Origin of the sequence: Mesorhizobium sp. M1329, from assembly GCF_040318035.1 — a bacterium.
In the GTDB taxonomy this organism is placed as follows: domain Bacteria; phylum Pseudomonadota; class Alphaproteobacteria; order Rhizobiales; family Rhizobiaceae; genus Mesorhizobium.
The window spans coordinates 34,294-53,238 of record NZ_JAMYLN010000041.1 but is presented as its reverse complement, the minus strand read 5'-3'; the positions used below and the strand labels follow the sequence as shown (position 1 = coordinate 53,238).

23 protein-coding genes and 2 pseudogenes are annotated in these 18,945 nt (G+C 62.7%); 7 read left to right on the top strand and 18 right to left on the bottom strand.

Translation table 11 applies throughout. The features are described 5' to 3' along the window. Positions 1-542 (top strand): annotated as a pseudogene (locus NKH21_RS28965) (hypothetical protein); the annotation flags it as partial. A gap of 308 nt (positions 543-850) precedes the next feature. On the opposite strand, the gene NKH21_RS28960 reads toward NKH21_RS28965, so the two are convergent. The 11 genes from NKH21_RS28960 to NKH21_RS28910 form a co-directional block, all read right to left on the bottom strand. Beyond that, positions 851-1,372, bottom strand: a complete 522-nt coding sequence (locus NKH21_RS28960) for a ferritin-like domain-containing protein (RefSeq protein ID WP_352660276.1) — start codon at positions 1,370-1,372, stop codon at positions 851-853. Between the two features lie 107 nt (positions 1,373-1,479). Then, complete coding sequence (locus tag NKH21_RS28955; protein WP_352660279.1) at positions 1,480-2,049, bottom strand: c-type cytochrome; 570 nt, start codon at positions 2,047-2,049, stop codon at positions 1,480-1,482. Next, complete coding sequence (locus NKH21_RS28950) at positions 2,030-2,914, bottom strand: cytochrome c oxidase assembly protein (RefSeq protein ID WP_352660281.1); 885 nt, start codon at positions 2,912-2,914, stop codon at positions 2,030-2,032. The genes NKH21_RS28955 and NKH21_RS28950 overlap by 20 nt, the downstream gene beginning before the upstream one ends. Next, entirely contained in the window at positions 2,911-3,252 is a 342-nt protein-coding gene (locus tag NKH21_RS28945) for a hypothetical protein (RefSeq protein WP_352661283.1), read from the bottom strand. Before NKH21_RS28945 ends, NKH21_RS28950 begins: the two co-directional genes overlap by 4 nt. Position 3,253: 1 nt before the next feature. Continuing rightward, positions 3,254-3,859 (bottom strand): cytochrome c oxidase subunit 3, encoded by a 606-nt coding sequence (locus tag NKH21_RS28940; protein WP_352660284.1) that lies wholly within the window; start codon positions 3,857-3,859, stop codon positions 3,254-3,256. Then, complete coding sequence (gene ctaD / locus NKH21_RS28935; RefSeq protein WP_352660287.1) at positions 3,856-5,832, bottom strand: cytochrome c oxidase subunit I; 1,977 nt, start codon at positions 5,830-5,832, stop codon at positions 3,856-3,858. Before ctaD ends, NKH21_RS28940 begins: the two co-directional genes overlap by 4 nt. Then, entirely contained in the window at positions 5,829-6,803 is a 975-nt protein-coding gene (gene coxB / locus NKH21_RS28930; protein WP_352660290.1) for a cytochrome c oxidase subunit II, read from the bottom strand. The genes ctaD and coxB overlap by 4 nt, the downstream gene beginning before the upstream one ends. 38 nt (positions 6,804-6,841) lie before the next feature. Beyond that, positions 6,842-7,375 carry a c-type cytochrome gene (locus tag NKH21_RS28925; protein ID WP_352660293.1) on the bottom strand — a complete coding sequence of 178 codons (534 nt, stop codon included), beginning with the start codon at positions 7,373-7,375 and terminating at the stop codon, positions 6,842-6,844. A gap of 1 nt (position 7,376) precedes the next feature. Continuing rightward, positions 7,377-8,240 carry a substrate-binding domain-containing protein gene (locus NKH21_RS28920; RefSeq protein WP_352660296.1) on the bottom strand — a complete coding sequence of 288 codons (864 nt, stop codon included), beginning with the start codon at positions 8,238-8,240 and terminating at the stop codon, positions 7,377-7,379. Continuing rightward, the gene (locus tag NKH21_RS28915) at positions 8,221-10,023 is read right to left on the bottom strand and encodes a methanol/ethanol family PQQ-dependent dehydrogenase (RefSeq protein WP_352869248.1); all 1,803 of its coding nucleotides are present in this window, start codon (positions 10,021-10,023) and stop codon (positions 8,221-8,223) included. Before NKH21_RS28915 ends, NKH21_RS28920 begins: the two co-directional genes overlap by 20 nt. A 53-nt stretch (positions 10,024-10,076) precedes the next feature. Then, a complete protein-coding gene (locus NKH21_RS28910; protein WP_352660302.1) occupies positions 10,077-10,856 on the bottom strand; it encodes a heme-binding protein in 780 nt (259 codons plus the stop codon). A 196-nt stretch (positions 10,857-11,052) separates the two neighbouring features. On the opposite strand from NKH21_RS28910, the gene NKH21_RS28905 reads away from it, so the two are divergent. The 4 genes from NKH21_RS28905 to NKH21_RS28890 all read left to right on the top strand — a co-directional run bounded on the left by NKH21_RS28905 (position 11,053) and on the right by NKH21_RS28890 (position 13,378). Continuing rightward, the gene (locus NKH21_RS28905) at positions 11,053-11,883 is read left to right on the top strand and encodes an SIR2 family NAD-dependent protein deacylase (RefSeq protein ID WP_502903341.1); all 831 of its coding nucleotides are present in this window, start codon (positions 11,053-11,055) and stop codon (positions 11,881-11,883) included. Positions 11,884-11,973: 90 nt separating this feature from the next. Beyond that, positions 11,974-12,159 (top strand): hypothetical protein, encoded by a 186-nt coding sequence (locus tag NKH21_RS28900; RefSeq protein ID WP_352660307.1) that lies wholly within the window; start codon positions 11,974-11,976, stop codon positions 12,157-12,159. Positions 12,160-12,163: 4 nt separating this feature from the next. After that, on the top strand, positions 12,164-12,799 hold the full coding sequence (locus tag NKH21_RS28895) for a LysE family translocator (RefSeq protein WP_352660310.1): 636 nt from the start codon (positions 12,164-12,166) through the stop codon (positions 12,797-12,799). Between the two features lie 84 nt (positions 12,800-12,883). Beyond that, positions 12,884-13,378 (top strand): hypothetical protein, encoded by a 495-nt coding sequence (locus tag NKH21_RS28890; RefSeq protein WP_352660312.1) that lies wholly within the window; start codon positions 12,884-12,886, stop codon positions 13,376-13,378. Positions 13,379-13,423: 45 nt separating this feature from the next. Here the strand turns inward: NKH21_RS28890 and NKH21_RS28885 are convergent, their stop codons facing one another. From NKH21_RS28885 to NKH21_RS28875, 3 genes are all read right to left on the bottom strand, one after another. Then, positions 13,424-13,723, bottom strand: a complete 300-nt coding sequence (locus NKH21_RS28885; RefSeq protein ID WP_352869256.1) for a DUF982 domain-containing protein — start codon at positions 13,721-13,723, stop codon at positions 13,424-13,426. Between the two features lie 51 nt (positions 13,724-13,774). Next, entirely contained in the window at positions 13,775-14,092 is a 318-nt protein-coding gene (locus NKH21_RS28880) for a DUF982 domain-containing protein (RefSeq protein ID WP_352660318.1), read from the bottom strand. A gap of 126 nt (positions 14,093-14,218) precedes the next feature. Then, positions 14,219-14,422 carry a hypothetical protein gene (locus NKH21_RS28875; RefSeq protein WP_292657608.1) on the bottom strand — a complete coding sequence of 68 codons (204 nt, stop codon included), beginning with the start codon at positions 14,420-14,422 and terminating at the stop codon, positions 14,219-14,221. A gap of 322 nt (positions 14,423-14,744) precedes the next feature. Between NKH21_RS28875 and NKH21_RS28870 the strand changes: the two genes are divergently transcribed. Continuing rightward, positions 14,745-15,308: a sigma-70 family RNA polymerase sigma factor gene (locus NKH21_RS28870; RefSeq protein ID WP_352661285.1), complete on the top strand. Its 564-nt coding sequence runs from the start codon at positions 14,745-14,747 to the stop codon at positions 15,306-15,308. A 50-nt stretch (positions 15,309-15,358) separates the two neighbouring features. After that, positions 15,359-15,487, top strand: coding sequence for a hypothetical protein (locus tag NKH21_RS28865; protein ID WP_352614925.1), 129 nt, complete (start codon positions 15,359-15,361; stop codon positions 15,485-15,487). A gap of 187 nt (positions 15,488-15,674) precedes the next feature. Here NKH21_RS28865 and NKH21_RS28860 read toward each other — a convergent pair whose 3' ends face one another. The 4 genes and pseudogenes from NKH21_RS28860 to NKH21_RS28845 form a co-directional block, all read right to left on the bottom strand. Further along, positions 15,675-15,893 (bottom strand): hypothetical protein, encoded by a 219-nt coding sequence (locus NKH21_RS28860; RefSeq protein ID WP_352661288.1) that lies wholly within the window; start codon positions 15,891-15,893, stop codon positions 15,675-15,677. Positions 15,894-16,115: 222 nt separating this feature from the next. Next, positions 16,116-16,820 (bottom strand): annotated as a pseudogene (locus tag NKH21_RS28855) (class I SAM-dependent methyltransferase); the annotation flags it as partial. Between the two features lie 59 nt (positions 16,821-16,879). Then, positions 16,880-17,869, bottom strand: a complete 990-nt coding sequence (locus tag NKH21_RS28850) for a GNAT family N-acetyltransferase (protein ID WP_352660322.1) — start codon at positions 17,867-17,869, stop codon at positions 16,880-16,882. A 7-nt stretch (positions 17,870-17,876) separates the two neighbouring features. Further along, a complete protein-coding gene (locus NKH21_RS28845; protein WP_352660325.1) occupies positions 17,877-18,941 on the bottom strand; it encodes a glycosyltransferase family 4 protein in 1,065 nt (354 codons plus the stop codon). Between the last annotated feature and the right edge of the window lie 4 nt (positions 18,942-18,945).

Genomic DNA, 18,945 nt, shown 5'->3' with positions numbered 1-18,945 from the left:
GCGGCTCCAGGCTCTCAGATGCCGCTGGTTCGGTGGCTTCCGTAGCAGGCGGTGCGACAGAAGCTGTTGCAGATCTTGCGAGCGGCGCCAAAGAAAGATTGAGAAGCACAGCCGGGCAGGTCGGCTCGGCCGCCACCGATATGTCGGGGCGGGTGCGGCAGTCGGCGCAGGACCTGTTCCAGCGCGAACCTCTGGCCATGGCTGCTGTCGGCCTTGCCGTTGGCACAGCCATCGGCGTGATGCTGCCTCACACCGCCGCGGAAGACGAGCAACTCGGCCCCTACCGCGACAAGCTTCGCGACAGTGCTGAGGATCTCCTTGAAGAAGGGGTGGAGCAAGCCAAGCAGGTAGCCGCCGAAGCATATGAGACTGTAAAGGAAGAGGCTGACCGACAGGGTTCCAGCGGCGACGCCGAGACGTTGGTCGACCGCGTCGAGAAAGTCGTGAAAAAGACGGCAAGCAAAACCGAGGAAGCCATTCGCGATCGTTTGCCGGAGACCGACGAGGTTCCCAAATCGAACGAGTCTCCCGAAACGACCTGATAGCGCTGCGGTCGTTCGTGGCTATTCCGACCGCGGGTTGCGTCGCGGTTGGAACATCGAAGTCGGCTAGGAGTCCGCAACGTTCCGCACACAAATGTGGTCGCGACACTCAAGTTATTAGAACGTAGGCGCTCCGGTTCGTTCCGCTTCTTCGCTCTGAATCCGTTCGGTTCTTCGGGCTCTATGAAGCGTGTCTGGCCAACGGCAAAGCGCACAGTCTCAGCAGCACTCTCCATTCTGAAAAAAACAACCACCCCGTCAATTCGACTGGGTGGTTGCCAGGAATTCCTCTCGGCCAGCGGGGCGGCCTAACTCTTGGCGGTCTCTCCCGCCTCACGCAGCCTGCCGTATTGCAAAGTGACGCCGCGCAGATTCTGCTTCAACCAGTCGGCCATTTTCTCTTCTTCGCGGAGATTCTGCTGAAGAGAGCTGGTTGCCTGACTAAACCCTCCGGCCTCGGCGAGTACGAGCAACGAGTTGTAAGCGGCGATCTCGTAATTTTCGAATGCAAAGTTGGCGAAGCTGTTCTTGAGGATTTCGTCGCCGGCTACGGAATGTCCCATCGCGGCCATGCTGCCGACCATCGACATAGCCGTATCCTTCAATGTGGAATGGTCCTCACCGAGGCCATCCAGAATGGATTCCAGGCGGGCGATCTGCCCTTCGGTCTCCGTGATATGCTGCTGCAGGCGGTCGGCGACCTGCGGATAGTTCTCGATCCGCTTGACCTGAGGTTTCATGATCGACAGTGCCTGGTTCTCCATGGCGTGAGCGTTGCGCAGCCCGACAATGAAGATCGAGCGGGTTTCGGAATTGACATCGGTATCCATAGGACTTCCTCGCGATTTGACGTGTAGAACCAAACCGTGGCTATGCCGATTTGTTCCTGGCGAGGTGTTGCAGTTAACCCTGCTCTTCAAGAAATGCTGCAATCGTGTCATTTCAGCGAATAGAGGTAGGCCGCGATATCCCGCGCCTCCTGCTCGGAAATTCTGGTCGAGGGCATTGCCGTGTGCGGATTGACCTCCCTTGCGGCGCGTATCCAACGGACCAGGTTCTCCGGCTTATTGCGCAAGACGCCGCCGATATAGACCCGGGTAGCCAAGTCGGCATCCAGGCGCGGCCCGACCAACCCTTGCGCGCCGGGAACGCCGCTGATCGTGTGGCATCCAGCACAGCCATTGGCCATCATGATGGGTATGGCGCGGGCGCCAACACCGCCGGTTGCATTGTCGGCCTTCTGCTCCACTCGACGGCTTTGCTCGAAGTACAACGCGATCCCGGCCAGAACTGCAACGAGCACGACAATTGCCGCGGCGCCGAGGATGGACCCGGACGGAGTGAAGCGCGGTGTGGCGCGCACGCCAATGCTGCTGGTGGCATTGTCAGTCTCATAAGCAACCTGGCCGAGGCGCTCCGGCCAAAACGTCAGCGCCGCCCAAGCTGCGGCCAGCACGGCAATTACCGCCCCAGCACCAATGACCAGCTTAGACAGCGCGGAGCGCATGCGACACCTCCCATCTTCTCTGTCCACTTGCGCGAATCCACAGACCGGCCAGCAGCAACGCGGCTCCGCCATAAATCAGACCGGCAGGAACCCACATCACCAAGCCGGCGAGCTGCTGGTCCTCCAGCGCGCTAAGGTTCCACAATTCCGCGCCGGCGTCGTTTGCCGGATACCACAGCCTTGGCGAGACCAGCAGCAGTACCCCGAGCAGGCCGGTGTGCAGCGAGGTGAAGAAAAGGTGCATGACTGCGCTGCCATAGGCTTGTTCGCGGCCTGAGCGCGGCAGCAGCACCCACCAGAACAGCAGCCCCGTACCGAAGAAGCTCGTATGTTGCGCATAATGCAGGACACCCCGTGCAAGCGCCGCCTCGAACAGCGCCGGAACGTGCCATGCCCATATCGCGACGCCGTGCAGGAAGGTCGCGGCTACAGGGCGGCTGACGGCGGCCCACACGGTTCGAAGCACCTTCGCGTGCCCGGCTGCGCCAAATGCCAGCCGCAGCTTGGTCGGCAATGCCCACATCATCGCCGCCGCCGGGCAGGAGGCGACCAGCAGGGGCGCCGCCACCGCCATCAACAGCTCGTGCTCGATCATGTGGGCGGTGAAGATGCGCTCGCCCAATGCATGGAGCGGACTGACCAGTGCGGCCGCCAAGATGGCCCAGCCGGCCGCGAACAGCATAGCCTGCCGTAGCCGCAACGGCCGGCTGCGGGCGCTCCGCCGCCACAGCCGAAAGGCGCCTGCCGCGTAAAGCAGTACGGCGACGGTCAGCGGCAGCGTGATCGGCAACGCCAGCGTCCAGCCGGCCTGCGGGGCGCCGGCACCGTAGCAGATCGATGTCGAGAACAGCGCGTCGAAGCTCATCGCAGGCAGCCGTCAAGAATGAGAGAGGCGGCGCCTTGCATGATGATTACCAGTGCAAACAGCACCGCGCTGAGAATGCCGATATTGGCGACGAAATCCTCCGTGGCGCGCGTACGATCCGGTTTAAAGGCGGCACCGCCTTGCTGGCGCGCCCGCCACGACAGCACGCCGCCAAGCAAGGCCAGCACTGTCAGCACCAGCGCAATGACCGGTATGAGGGGAATGCCGTGCGCGCACTGCCACTCCACGAACGCATAATTCAGCTGCGTCGACACCGCCCAGGCCAAGGGCCCGGACAACAGCCCGCCCCATGATGTGCCCAAGCGAAGCGCACGCATCTCAGTCAAGCCTCGGCATCCAGTAGATCAAAAGATAGATCGGGATCCAGGTTGCGACCACGAAGTCCCAGTAGAAGACGTTGTCGCCAACGTCCCCGAAACGCCGGCCGCTATAGCCATGGCGCGTGAACATCAGGGCCGTCAGCACCAGCGTGTCGCCGACGTCGGTAATCAGATGCGTTGTGTGAAGGCCGAGCAGCACCCACAGCATTGAGCCGTACGCATTGGTGTCCCAATAGATGTTGAGGGCCGGAAATTCGAACCACCGCACGACAAGCGGCGCCATACCGAGCAGCGACATGACGATCAGGCCGATGCGCACGGGCACCATGGCACAGGCTTCCGCGTAGCGGTTCAGTATGTGGTTGGGCACCACGCTTGCGAGCAGCAACAGCGTGACGATGGTACCCGGCCAATGGTTGGGCGGCGGCACGCCCAATGGCCATTTGGGCGACAGATAGGCGAGGTAAAGATAGGTGCCTGCGGCGAGCGCGAAGCCGGTGCCCTCCAGCGCCATGAAGGCGAGAGTGCCCCACCAGGTCGGGCTGCGCGGTCCGAGTCCGAAGGTCGGGAGGTCGGAAAGATCGGCGGCAGAACGCTGTTTCATTCCTCATCCTCCGGATCGCCTTTCGGCCAGAACCAACCGATCAAAGTGATGGCGATCGGCCCGGCTCCCCAGACCACTGCCCAAGGGCTGAAGATTGAATAGAGAAAGGTGGCGCCGATCGCGAGCGCAGCGAACAATGGCCAGATCGACGGCGTCGCCGACTTCTCGCGCACATCGGGATGCGCCTCAGCCACGGTCGAAATAACAAGTTCGCGCGCGTCGACGCGAAGCCCGGTCGCGACAGGCAGCGTGTCACGTTCGGCCCAGAGCGGCTCGGCGTTGCTAACCACCGGAATCCGAGCGAAATTATAGCTCGGCGGCGGAGAGCTCGTCGCCCATTCTAGCGTGCCTGCATTCCAGGGATTGTCCCCGGCCGGGGCGCCCCTCGAGGCGCTGTACACCAGGTTTATAGTGAACAGAACGAAGCTCAGGAACAGGACGACAGCGCCGGCTGTGATGAACAGGTTGATGTTGCCCCAGCCGAGCTCAACCGGATAGGTGTAGACCCGGCGCGGCATGCCCCACAGGCCGACAATGTGCATCGGAAAGAACGCCGCATTGAAGCCTATGAAGGCAAGCCAGAAGTGCCAGCGTCCGAGACGTTCGCTCATCATCCGGCCGGTCATTTTGGGGAACCAGAAATAGGTCGCGCCGAGCAGCGGGAATACCGACCCGCCGATCAGCACGTAATGGAGATGCGCGACCACGAAATAGGTGTCGTGCACTTGCAGGTCCAATGGCACCGACGCCAGCATCACGCCGGTCAGGCCGCCCGCGACGAACGTGAAGAAGAAGCCGAACACGAACAGCAGCGGCGTCCTGACTATCGGCTTTCCGTCCCACAATGTCGCCAGCCAGCAGAAGATCTGCAGCCCGTTCGGGATGGCAATCAGCATGCTCGATGCCGTGAAGAAGCTCGCGCCGAGCTTTGGCAGGCCGGTTGCGAACATGTGATGGACCCACAGGCCGAACGACAGAAACCCGACCGCAATCAGCGACAGAACCATGCCTAGATAGCCGAATACCGGACGCCGGGCGAAAGCGGCAATGATCGAGGACACCATGCCGGTGGCCGGGAGGAAAATGATATAGACTTCGGGGTGGCCGAAGAACCAGAACAGGTGCTGGAAGAGCAGTACGTCGCCGCCCTCGGCGGGATTGAAGATATGGGTGCCGACCAGGCGGTCGAGGATCAGGAACGTCGACGTGATCATGACCGCCGGCATAGCGAATACGATCACGAAAGAGGTGACCAGCATCGCCCAGACGTAGAGCGGAATCTTATCCAGGGACATGCCCGGCGCGCGTTGCTTCAGCACGGTGACGATGGTGGCGACCGCGACCGCCAACGATGAAACTTCGGTATAGGTGATCATCTGCGCCCACACGTCGGAGCGCTTGCCTGGCCCGAATTCAGGACCGGACAGCGGCACGTAGGAGAACCAGCCGACGTCGGGTGCCATGTCGAGTGCAAACGACACCCAGGCGAAGAGGCCACCCGAGAGATAAATCCAGAAGCTGAATGCATTGAGGCGCGGAAAGGCGATGTTGCGGGTGCCGACCATCAGCGGAACGAGGTAAATGCCGGTCGCCTGAACGATCGGCACTGCAAACAGGAACATCATGGTCACGCCATGCATGGTGAACAGCTGGTTGTAACGGTCGGGCCCGATCAGCCCGCGCTCCGGCCCCGACAGCTGGACGCGCATGGCAACGGCGCTGAGGCCAGCGAGGCACAGGAACACGAAAGCGGTGATCAAATAGCGGCGCGCAACGATCTTGTGGTCGACGCTCGACAGCGCACCGATGATGCCCGGAGCCGTCCGCCATGTCCGCGCCAGCCGACGCTCAAGGCTTGCGTCGTCGAGGCCGGTATCGCGAGGACCATCGCGCTCGGGAGCCAGGTCGCCCTTTTGTGTCGCCTCGCGCTGCTTGGCGAGGTCCCGCTCATGGGCCAGGTCGGCGCTGCTCATTTCAGGCCCTCGAGATAGGCTACGATCGCATTCAATTCGTCCCCGTTCAGTCCAACGACGGGCATGTGGGCACCTGGCTTGATCCCTTGCGGATCGGCTATCCAGGCCGCGAGATTGCCGCGGCTCATAGCCAGCGTTCCGGCAGCGAGCGTCCGCCGGCTTGCTACATGGGTGAGGTCGGGAGCGACCGTACCGCCGGCGATAGTGCCGCCGATCTTGTGGCACATCACGCATGGCCGCTTGAGGAACAGGTCGTGGCCGGCTTTGGCTTCGGCGGATACGGGGGCGGCCGCCGGCCGCAGCTGGTCGTTCAGCCACGCGTCGAAGACGGGCCGGGGTTCGGCGACGATGAAGGTGCTCATATTGGCATGCTGCGCGCCGCAGAACTCGGCGCACTGGCCGCGATAGACGCCGGGCTTGTCCGCCCTGAGGTCGAGAACGTTCTCGTGGCCAGGAATGAGGTCCAGCTTGCCCGAGAGGTTCGGCACCCAGAAGGAATGGATGACGTCCGTCGAGGTCACTACGAGCCGCACCGGCTCGCCCGCCGGGATGTGGATTTCATTGGCGGTCGTCAGGATGCGGTTCGGCTGATCGTTTTCGTAGCGAACCTCCCACCACCATTGATGCCCGGTCACGCGGATCGTCAGCGCCGTGTTCGAGCCGATGGCGGCGAGCGTCCGGTTAGAGAAGTAGCTCAGCAGCGTCAGGCCGACCAGGATCAGGGCGGTTGCGGCGAGTGCGGCGACGACAATTCGCATCTTGCTGCGCTCGGCGGCAGCATCGAGGACAAGCGGATCGCCGACGGGCGCCGCGCGCCGGGCCAATGGCACGATCAGCATGGCCATCACCAGAAGCCAGACCACCGTGCACAGCGCGGTGAAAAACCAGATCAGCCATGCAAGCTCGCCCGCGGCCGACCCTTTCGGGTCGAGCGCGGATTGCCAGCCGCTGCATCCTGCAAGGAGCAGCATGCAGGCTGCGCCGCAGCACACCCTGCAAACAAGGCGGTTCACGGCGACTTCCCCAGCGTGGCGGCATCCGGCAGGCGATTTTCGGACGGATGGGGCATCATGTCGTCGTCGCGGCTCGGCGCGGCCGATTTCGATGCGTTGCCGCTCAGCGCGCGGACGAAGGCGGCAAGCTCCCAGATCTGGTCGTCCGGGATCTTGTCACGGAAGCTCGGCATTCCGTTCGGCCGGCCGTCTCTGATCGTGGCGTGGATGCTTTCGATCGAGCTGCCATAGAGCCACTTCTGGTCCATGAGGGCCGGACCCATGCCGCCACCGCCATTGGCATGGCAGCCGGAACAGTTGAACCAGTTGAACAGACGCTTGCCCTCGCTGAGGTGGAAGGCGTTGGCCTCGAACACGCCGGCCTTGGTGTCGGACGAGGCCGGCCGTTGGCCGCCCGGCTCGAGGGCCGTCACGGCTGCCGGCTGGTCGCCCGAGCCGAGCGCCGACTGTGGACGCGTGTCGCGTTCTTCACGCTGGCACCCGGCAACCGCGAGGATTGCGAACACCAGCAAGGGAAGACCGCGCTTCATTTCAAGGCGCTCCGACAGGGTCGAAGCGGGGCACCTGGTAGGCCGCCAGGATCGCGTCGATATCGGCGCGGTGTCTGGTCAGGGCGGCGTTCACCTCGCTGCGCAGCGTATCGTCGCCACGGCGCACGCCCATCGAGATGTCGTAGATCATCGGCAGTTGCGGGCCGTCCACGCGCGGGGAGACCGGCGTGATCCGCAGCGCCACCTTCTGCCTGGACGCGAAGTAGCCGGCCAGCGGTCCCCAGACCACGGCCATATCGATGTCGCCATTCGCGACCGCCTCGACGATGCGTGCTGGCGGGTTCGGCGCCGAATAGTCGCCATAGACGGGGAAACCGATGAGATGGCCGACGATGCCGCGACGGCCAAGCGCCTCGACGGGCGGCGAGTTGGCGCCGTCGTCCCCGATCAGCTGGACACCGATGTGCAGATCGCGCAGGCGAGGATCGTTGAAGGACGTGATTTCCGGCGCATCCTTGCGTGTCACGAACACATAGGAAGACCGGTAGTAGGGCGCGGTGGTGCGCAGCATCTCTAGGTTGGCGGGCGTGCCGGGCACCAGATCGCACAAGCCGGCTTTCAGCGTGTTGCGGACGAAGCCGCGCCGCTGTGCCCACCACGTGTAGGAAACAGTCGCACCAAGCTCCCGGGCGACGAGTTCGGCAATCTTGTTTTCAAAGCCTTCTCTCGCGGCATTGGAGAACGGCATGTTGTTGGGATCGGCGCAGATCCTCAGCTCGCGCGCATCGGCAACGGCGGCAACAAGCGAGAGCGCCAGTGCGCCGACCGCGACGCCAAACCGCCGAGAAGATTTTCTCCGCGCGCGCGCGTCTCGGCCGATCGTCTCAAGGCAGCCGGAACACATACAGCGTACCTCCCGGCGTGGTTACATCCTTCAGATCCTTCATGACGTTGACGAAGCCGAGCGCGGCGGTGGCGTCGCGCGGGTCGAGATCGCCGGATACGATCGCGCCGGCCCAGCCACCGACGCCCGAAAGAATCGCGACATATTGGTGCTCGTCCGGGCCGCGATAGGTGATCGGCTGGCCGATGATGCCGGACGACGTCTTGAACTGCCAAAGCAGTTCGCCGGTCCTGGCGCTGACCGCCTTGAACCAGCCTTCCATCGTCCCATAGAACACGACGTTGCCAGCGGTGGCGACGGCGCCGCTCCACACCGGAAAGTTCTCCTTCAGGCTCCACGCCGGCTTGGCGGCGGCGACATCCCAGGCGGTAAAAGCACCGCGATTGCCGCCCGGCCCGGGAATCATGCGCACATTCATGCCGACATAGGGCGTGCCGGCGATGTAATTCACTTCGAGGCCTTCCTCATCCATGCACATATTGTTGTGCGGAATGTAGAGCAGGCCGGTCTTGGGAGAGAACGCCGAAGGCTGCCAGTCCTTGAGGCCGGACGCGGTCGGGCAGATGTCGCGCACTACCTTGCCGGTGCCGGTCTTCTTGTCCGGATTTACAATCAGCCGGCCGGTCTTGAGGTCGACGCCCTTGGTGGAATTGACCGGCCCGAACGGCACTGCCGACAGGACCTCGCCCGTGGTGCGGTCCAACAGATAGACGTAGCCGTTGCGTTCCGGCCGCACCAGCACCTTGCGGGCCTTGCCCTGCCAGGTCATGTCGAGCAGCACCTGCTCGTTGATGCCGTCGTAGTCGTGCAAATCGTGCGGCGTCCATTGGTAGAACCATTTGGCTGCGCCGGTGTCGGGATCGCGGGCAAAGATGCCGGCGGTCCATTTGTTGTCGCCGGGCCGCAGATCCGGATTCCATGGGCCGGGATTTCCAGTGCCATGGAAGATCAGGTTGAGGTCCGGGTCGTAGGAGATCCAGCCCCACACATTGCCGCCGCCGATCTTCCAGGCGTCGGGCGGCCACGACGTGACGCCGAGATCCTTGCCCTTGTCCATGTCGTAATGCGGCTTGAAATCCGGACCGATCAGCACCTCGGCGTCAGGGCCGGTATTGTAGGCCGTCCAGACGACGTGCCCGTCGCCGGCGTCGAGCGCCTTGATCCAGCCGCGTACGCCCATTTCGCCGCCGGAATTGCCGACCAGCACTTTGCCCTTCACCACCAGCGGCGCCATGGTGATGGTCTCGCCGATGTTGATGTTGCCGATGTGGGTGTTCCAGACCGGTTTGCCGGTGGCCGCATCGACGGCGATCGTGTGGCCATCGAGCGTGTTGAAATAGATGCGCCCTTCGAAGAAGGCTGCACCGCGGTTGACCACGTCGCAACAGGCAACGCCCTGCGCCGCACGTTCGGGATTGGGCTCGAACTTCCACTTCATCGGCGCGCCGGGCTTGGTAAGGTCAAGCGCGTAGAGGATGTTGGGAAACGGCGTCACGATGTACATCGTGTTGCCGACCACCAGGGGCGCAGCCTCCTGGCCCTTGTTGATGCCGGTCGAGAAGGTGAAGGCCACCTGCAGGGTCTTGACGTTGTCTTCGGTGATCTCCGCGAGATCGCTGTAGCGGGTCGAGGCGTAGTTCTTTGCCGGCATCGCCCACTGGCCGTCGTCGGGCGGAGCGGCTGCGGCCGGCGGATTTATCGCGGGGCTTGACGTTGACTGAGCAACCGCCGCGGTAATCAGCGCGAAGCCGGCCAGCAGCGTCCATCCCAGCATCGCGGCCATTGGTCTTTTTCCGTCCTTAGACACGCTGATTCTTGCCACCTGTCGCGCTTTCCTCATTTGCGTATCGAGCCGCCGACGCCGGCGCCGAGCTCGGCAGCCACGTCCGCTTCGGTTCCGGCACACAATGGATGCCCCCATCCGGAAGGGCTCTTGCCGCCGGGATCGAGGTCGTAAATGATAGCGTCCTTGCGGTTTGGGTTGACGCCGGCCGGTACCTTGTCAAGCCCGAGTGCGGCACGCACGCGCCAGGCGACATTGTGGTCGGCACAGGAAGAATCGCCGCTTATCCCGAGAGCCCCGACGATCCCCTTGCCGTCGTAGAGAGCCAGGCCCCCGCCAAACACGACGACACCGCCGATCGGCTTTCCCAGCATCGGATCGCTGGAGCTTCCAAATGTCGAAGGGTCGCCCGCATAGGCCACCGCTGGATTGACCGGATTGGTGGCCTGCAGGCCGAATAGAGGCCCGCCAGGCTGCACCGGCGCATAGAGGTTCGCGGTCGACAACGCCATCTGGGCGAGGCTGAGCCCGTTGGCGGTATTGGCTTTTTCGGCGGCGATCAGCCGGCTGCCGGGCCACTGGGCATCGGCGGTAGGCCCGCTGAACGCGACGGCGCAGACCGTTCCGTCGCGAGCCACGACTGCCGCCCATTCATTAGTGTCGAAACCGCCATTGCCGGGGCCGCCGCTGGCTTTGACGTTGGCCTTGAGAGCGGCAAACAATTTGTCGTGGTCGGCCGGGCAAGGTGCTTGGGCCCAAGCCTTTTGCTGGATGGCGCCGATCGTAAGCAGGAACACACATAATGCGACTGAGGCAATCCGCTGGCGATCCATTAGCTGCGCCGTGTTTGTTGAACACTCCCAACGCGTGAGAGGCGCAGAAGTGCCAAAGGGAACGAAATAAATATCGGATGTGGTGAGCCAACTCGGTGGCCGGCGCTCGGGGCACATTCCATCGGAAATCGGAGTTACTCTTCCCGGTGGCCCGGGCTCGGCTGGAACGGAGCGGCACCTATCGCAGTTGTGTCGGATGCAGTCTGCAGTCGAGCAATTGGCTCAATCAGTGAAAGAGCGACGAGCGATCCTGTTCGTTGGAGCCGGGGTGTCGATGAGCGTCGGCTTGCCGTCTTGGCAAAAGCTCATCGAGCACATGCAAAAGGAACTCGGCCTTCACGAGGACATGATCGGCGCACCGGAGGCCAGCTATCAGGCTCTTGCCGAATACTACCGGCTGAAGCAGGGGAGCCTCGGTCCTTTGCGCAGTTGGATGGATCGCGAATGGAGCGTGTCGCGGGAAAAAGTGCAGCGGTCGGCAATCCACAAGCTCATCGTGGCGCTCGATTTTCCGATTATCTACACCACCAATTATGATCGCAACCTCGAGGTTGCCTTCGAGATCCATGGCCGGCCTTTTGTGAAGGTGGCCAATGCCAAGGATTTGCCCAAGGCCACTGGCGAGGTGACGCAGATCATAAAATTCCACGGCGATTTCGACGACGACAAATCACTGGTTCTGGCGGAGACCGATTATTTTGAACGGCTATCGTTCGATTCGCCGCTCGATGTGAAATTTCGGGCCGACGCGCTCGGGCGCACTATCCTGTTCATCGGCTACAGCATGTCGGACATGAACATTCGTCTGCTGTTGCACAGGCTTTGGCAGACCTGGCGCCGCTCCGGCTACGAGAAGAACCGTCCGAAATCCTTCATCTTTATGCCGCAGCCGAGCATCGTCCAGGAGGCTGTCCTAGGCCACTGGGGCATTGATATGCTGACCGAAGAGGCCGACGATCCCGAAGACGCGCTGCTCGCATTCCTGAACGAACTCATGGACAGGGTCGGCCGGCCAGACGGCGCGTGAGAAACTTGCGCAAGCGAATTGGTCAGGGAGTGGGAACCGGCTGATCCGATGTGAGTTCGGGAGGACTAACGCATACGGGACCGAGCCTCGATGGGCGCGCGCAAACACAAGCGAAGAATGCATGTAAAAGACGACCTGCCGGCCGAGTTGGCCCATGAGATCGAGTTTTTTGCCCGCAGGTGCGGCCTGACGAGGGACGAAGCGCTCAAGATGATGCGAGATGCCGGCCGGTTGAAGGACGGCGCGAAGGCATCTTACGAAACCGGGGCGAAGTAGCGGCATGGATCCCGCTTCGTGGACGGCTTTTGTCGGAACGGTCATCCTGATGCAGATGCCGCCGGGGCCCGACAGTCTGCTGGTGATTGCGCGCGGCATCGGGCAGGGCCGTGATGTTGCCCTGTTCACCGTCCTGGGAATGACCTTCGGCGCCGGCATGGTCCAGTTGCCGCTCCTTGCCCTCGGCATATCGTCGCTCGTCCAGGCATCGCCGCTTGCCTTTGCCATGCTTCGTTGGGCAGGCGCAGCCTATCTGGTTTGGCTTGGATCGCGTTTGGTGTTGTTGCCGTCAGCCAGCGTCGCCGTCAAGGAGCCGCACAATGTCGGACCGCTTGTAGCCGCACGCGAAGGAATGATCGCCAATCTGATAAATCCCTGGCCGCTAACCTTCATGGTGGCTTTCCTTCCGCAGTTCGTCGATCCTGCTCGCGGATCGGTCACGCTGCAATTGCTGCTGCTCGGTGGCACCCAGAAAATGACCGGTGTGCTGGTGCTGGGCACATATGCACTCGCATCCGGCACGCTCGGGGCCTGGATCATGAAAAGGCCGAAGGTAAGGCTCTGGCAGCAGCGGCTGGCAGGTTGCTTCGTCGTCGGTCTCGGTATGCGCATGGCAGTCGGTGGTGGCGCGCACCGCTGAGGATCGAGCTATGCAGCGGCCGTCATGGATGGAACATCCGCCGACAATTTTCGTTGACATGCTCCACAAGGCGAGAGGTCGAACATGTCAAAGGTCCAAGCCGCCACCCCGGAGCGTTTGCAGCAGCTCAGGCTCGAGGCGACCGCGCACTTTGCGCCGCTCATATTGCGCGAGGCGTTGGTCCGTCTCTGCCGCGCCTGCGGAAGCGACAGCCTCGACCGGTTCGAGAAGACTATGGTCGACCAAATCGAGGCATCGCGTGACGAAAAGGCCGATTTCGACACGATGAAGGAATTTGCCATCGAACAGCTCTATGGCTGGATTCGAGAAGTCAGGTCTTCACCGGACATGACACAGCCGCTGGAGAAGTTGGACGCCCGCAGGACGTCCGGCCGATCGGAAGAGCCGCAAACGCTGGAAGACCAGTTGCAGGCAGGCCTGGAAGATTCCTTCCCGGCAAGCGACCCGCCGGCGGTCGTCTCCACTGCGATCCCAGGCGGATCGAAGAAGCTGGTCGGAACGGACGAAATCCTCAGGCAAAAGGGGGAGAAGGAGGGCGAGGGCGCGAGCCATTCGTGATAGGGTTGGCCTGGACGGAACTGCGGGAAGGCAGCCCCTGCCGGTTCATCCGCTGTCCGACATGAGGGCTGTCGGGGCACGCGCGTCATGCGGCTCGCCTTCGACAAGAATGTTCGCCTCCCAAGCGGCGTCTACAAATGCCTGGCGTGCTTTGGCGGCCGTGATTTGACCGGTCCGGGCGCGGTTCAATACATCAGCGGCTACCAGCGCCAGCGGAGCGTTGCGCGCCGGCCATTTCTCGCTGTTCAGGCAATATATTGCTTCGAAAACGGAACTGACCAATCGCGATCGCCCGGGCTTGCCGAAATAGATGCAAACAGGAGTATCGAACTCTATTCTCAGCATCATATTCCTTCCCGTTCACGCAGCTGGCCGCTTCATGTAGGCTGCGAGTAATCAGCCTCCAGGGTCTACCGGGCCGTCCGACGGGAGCTTCAGCCAACCATCGTGGGCCTTCGCAGGTATTTCGGCTGCGATATCGTGCGCCAGAATGCCCGCCTTGCGGGCGAATGTTTCGAACGCCGCGTGTACCGTCTCGGCATCGAGCTCGTCGGCCAGCCCGGCGCGACAGGCGTCGAACGCCGCCTTGTGCGCTGGACCGCGACTGGGCCATTCGTTTAACACGTCATAGGCCTGCCAAATATTTTCGACATAGCGAGGGAAACCAAGGCCGACGAGAATTGGAACGGGGCGGCCAAACGATTTTGTTGTCATCTGTGTCTCCGCGAAAGACTTGTCGCATCAACGCCCGGGGGCGGACACGAGGCCCATGCTCTTTAACGCGGGATTGCTGCACGGGTTGCAGCGGGTTTTTTCGATCGGGCGCAGCCGGTCCTGGCGTCACTTGTTGGTCCGCATCTTTTGCCGGGGATTGATACCGCCTTGCGGCGTGGTGTCGTTCTCGACATCGCCTTCGAACGTGTTGTTGCCCTGATCGAGCCGGTCGCCCTCCTTGATCGTGCCCCTGGAACTGCCGATGCCGGGATCGTTGGCAAGATCGCTATCGGCCGGCGTTTTGCCTTTGGCGTGCTTGTTTCCTGTCATGAACTCCTCCTGTTTCTTGAGATGGGCCGTCCTTGAGGTGGCGCCAAGGCCGCTGCGAGATCGCATTCCGACGCGCCAAATAGCGGCGCCCGAATTGTCGGACGACCTTGATTTGAACTCGGCGATCCCGGTGGTTGTTCCGTCAAAAATGCCGCCGTCGGCCGGGATTGCCCAGCCAAGCCCTCTCCGGTTTCTGGAAGGTTTCTGGAGCCGGGTGATTTTCGCCAACCGGAACGATCTTTCGCCCAATGCATTTAACTGGTCTGCGCTCACGAACTCATTCTGGACGGGAGCTGGACCATTGCCACCCACAGCCTACGCCTTGGCGACCCGCGAAACCGAAGAAGTTTCCATCGTCGACCTCATACCCGCTTTGAGGGCTTTCGCCCGTACCTTCTGCCGCACTCCCGATGATGCCGACGACCTGGTTCAGGAGACGCTGACCAAGGGACTGGCCAACATTGACAAGTTCGAGGCTGGAACGCGCATGAAATCATGGCTCTTTACCATCATGCGCAACACCTACTACACGCGTGTCAGGGCTGCGGTGAGGGAAGCGCCCGGCCTGCTCGACTGCGCTTCGCTTCGGCCGATCTCGGAAGCGACGCAGGAATGGTCCGTACAGGGCAAGGAAGTCCACCAGGCCATCCAGAGGCTTCCCGAGCACCAGCGCGAGGTTCTGATGCTGATAGGCGTGCTGGGCGTCAGCTATGAGGAAACGGCCGAAATATGCGGTTGCGCGGTGGGAACCGTGAAGAGCCGGCTCAACAGGGCACGCGCCGGCGTGCTGGAATACCTTGGCGAAAGTTCCTCGCAAACCCTGATGGAAAGGCGCAGCTATCTGTCCGAAGGACAACTGGACTTCGAAGCCGAGAGGCGCCGCTAATATATGTCACGTTAGTTACTGGTTCCGCGCAAGCGCCTTTCGACAAGCGCATGCTGCAATTCGACCGCAAGTTTGGTCAGCCGGTCAGGAACCCTTTCCTGTTCGATGGCCGCAAGCAAGGAAGCGATTTCCCGGTCTATCGTCAGATCGGCACGCGTGCTGACGGAATCTTCCCTTGAGCGAGCCATCGCGTTCTCTTGGCAAATGTTGGTCCCTTCACCTCACTCTGGTGGCAACAGTGCGAGTTTGCAAGAATTTGCAGACTATCCATGCGACCGGTTTCGGTCCTTGCACAGCTTCGTCAGCGGTTAGCTCTCACGGCGTTTCAATTGCTCGCCGGCTGCAAGCCACATGCTGCCGCAACGATCACTCTTCAGGCCGCCGATCCGCTGAACGATCCTGGTACTGCTCGGACTTGACCCGATTGCCGTCGAGCCCACGCTCCTTGGTGTGCTGCTTCTTGTCTCTGTTGGACAGAACGGCGTTCTCTCCGATCTTGTCCTTGGGAAGATCGGTCATCGCGCCAGCGCCAGCGCCTTTGCCGTGACTGCCGCGACCGATGTGCTTCTTGCTGCCGGACGCCATCTTGTCCTCCTTCATACTGTCGAATAGCGGCTTATCCCGTTCGGCATCCGAACCAGCGTTGGGCCGCAATGTTCCGCCGGAAATCGTAAGCAGGAAGGCATCGCCGTCCCAGTGCCGGAACGGCTTTTCGCCATCGACGAGGACTTGCATGCCATTTGCATTGGCGAAGCTTTGAACGTCGGCGCGATCCAGCGCCGGCGATCCGCGATATGAATAATTCAAAAGCACGGCCATGCCTGGCCTCTTCAGCACGCGCGCGATTTCCACGAAATGTCGCTCCGCGAGGCCGGCCAGCACCAGATAGGGAAAGCTGTCGACAGCCAGCACGCGGTCGAAGTTGGCATCGCAAAAATCGGCAAGATCGAAACCGCGGGTAGGGTGGAATTCTACATTGCCGAGCCCCGCGCATCGCCGGCGGGCGATCGAGATCATCGCCGGGGATATATCGCTGCCGACGATCCGGTGCGACAGAGCAGAGAGCGCCTGTTCGAACCGACCGATACCACAGCCGATGTCCAGTATATCGCGGCTGGTGCCGGTAAAGCCTCGCCTCTCCAGCCAAGCAACGATCTCAGCCGTAGCGGCAGAGAGTTTTTCCTCATTGCCCAGAGACGACAGCTGGACGCTCGCCGCCGGGGAAATCGCCGCCGCCGCATCAAACCCCGCCGCCAGCCGCTTGACGACCGCATCGTCGGTCTCGCCCTCGCCACGCTCGTGCCGAACGGCACCACCCGTTTTGCGCAGCGTGGCGAAGATTTCGGGCCTGCGCTGGAGCAGGTCGGCAATCCGTTGCAGTTTTGCCGTCTTTCGCGGGTCGGCCGAGTGCGTGTCTTGCGCAATTTTCGCCAGTTCTGCGGCTTCGATTCCTGTCTCGAAACGGAGAGCCAGCCTGGCGATGACGGCATCGACGCCGGCACCGTCTGCCATGCAGTCCTCCAGCACCCGCCTTGCTGATGTCGACCGCCGAGATCCCGGCTGGGTCGCGCTCATCGCCCTTTGCTCCGCGTCCAGATCTTGCGCATCGTCCACCGGTCGACGGCGCCCCAGCTGTATTTGTAAGCCTCTTGTCCGCGCAGAAAATCGAACTCTTCCGCACCTTCGCAGATCGCCTGCCTTATCGCCTGGCCGATGAGCAGCGCGCCGGGACTTTCCTCGGCATAGGCCGGATCGAAGCCACCGAGATAAGCGCAAGCGCGGCCACGGTGATGGAACCCGTAATAGGCGCCCACGACCGCGTCACCGATCGTGATAAGCCAGCATCGGGCAAGCACCCGTGCGGCCAGCTGCGGCAGCGCCTGACGGTGGAATGCTTCCACGCGGGAATCGGACAGGACGCCGTCGCCGTGTCCGGCCCAGCGCGCGCGGTGAAGGCGGATCAGGTGATCGAGGAATGTCTGCGGATCGGACAAAGCGGGTTCGATGAAGACCCGGCCGCGACTCGACGCGGCCCTGTGGGCGCGCCGCAATTGGCGCCGCCGCCGCGCCGGAACACAGCCTTGAAGCGTCTGATCGCCGGCGAGGGCGAGCACCGGGCAAGCGGCGTGACCGACGGCCTGGCACGATTCGAGCGCGGCATGCCTGATGGCAAGGCCGGCGGCGCCGGGCGGCAGGTCCTGTAAGATCCACTGTGACCAGCCGAGGGAAAGAGCCGTGTCGGCGATGGCGGCGCCCACCGGTTCGGCGATCTTGGGAATACAAAGGACGTCCAGATAGTCGCTCAACGAAATCCCGAGCGGAAGCAATCGCGCGCCGGATTCCTGATGTTCCAGATAGAGTGGCGCCAGGCCGACCAGATCGTCGCCACTCCAGACGGCCACCGTCGCTAGCTCGCCGGGAGCGAATGTCCGCCACCACGCCATCAGCCATGCGGGAGACTGGAACGGCGTCGCCGAGGGACTGCGCGACCAAAGCTCCCACCAGTGCGGCTCGAGGGCTTCCAGGTCCGCCGGATCGTCGATGATCTCACTGCGGAGCATGTTCCGCTCACCTCGCCGTCGCGAGCTGCCCGCTGTCTGTGCCGAGCCGTGCCAGCGCCCGATAGGCGTCCGTGTAGGAGGAAACCATGCGATCGAGTGAAAACCGCCGCCGCGCCTCGGCCCGGCAGGTCTCGGGGTCCAGGCCGGGTGCGGCAACGATGGCTTGCGCCATCTCGTCGACATCCCCGACCAGATACCCGGTCTTGCCGTGCTCGACCACATCCGGTAGTGCGCCATTCGGGAAGGCCACCACGGGGGTGCCGCAGGCGAGCGCCTCCATGGCGACGAGCGAACTGGTTTCCGCGGCAAGGCTCGGAATGACCAGGCAGCGGGCTGTGTTCAGCAGGCGCCGCTTGGCGACAAAGCCGAGCGGACCAAGGAAGCGGCGCCGGTCGTCCAGCCGGGGTTCGACCTCGTCGCGAAAATACGCGGTGTGCGTTTCGTAGAGGTAGACTTTGCCGCCGACGACCAGCGGCACACCGGCCTTCTTGGCTGCGTCCAGCGCCAGATGGATGCCCTTTTCCGGGCAGACGCGGCTGAGCACGAGCGCAAAGTCGCGTTTGGCCTGCGGGTCGCTCAGCGCGTCGATGTCCACTCCGTTTGGGATCGGTTCGATGAGCCTGGCTCCCGGTGGCGCGGTTCTTTGCTGAGCCGCCGATACCGCATGCAGCCACAGATCCTCCCGCGCCGGATTGAGAGCGTCGGCCGGATACCAGTCGAGCGGCAAATGCAGGGTCACCAATGTCGGCCCGTCGCCCGGCAGATAGGCGTCGAAATCGATACCGTGCAAATGCACCACGTCGATCGGCCAGCGGGCGCGCGCGGTAGCAATTGAAGCGCGATGAGCACGCTGCGCCCGGCGCTTCGCCGCTTCATCGAGCACGCCCGGTTCGGCCGGCGTCTCGATGAGGACACCCGCAGCGCTCGAGCCCCGGCAGCCGATCACGATCGAGCGGTGTCCGGTCTGTACGAGCGCCTGGTCGAGCATCGACAGCACCTGCTCGGCGCCGCCGACCGCATCCGGCCCCACCGGGGCGAGGGGATAGGCGACGTTGAGGACGGTGAGCGTCATGGCT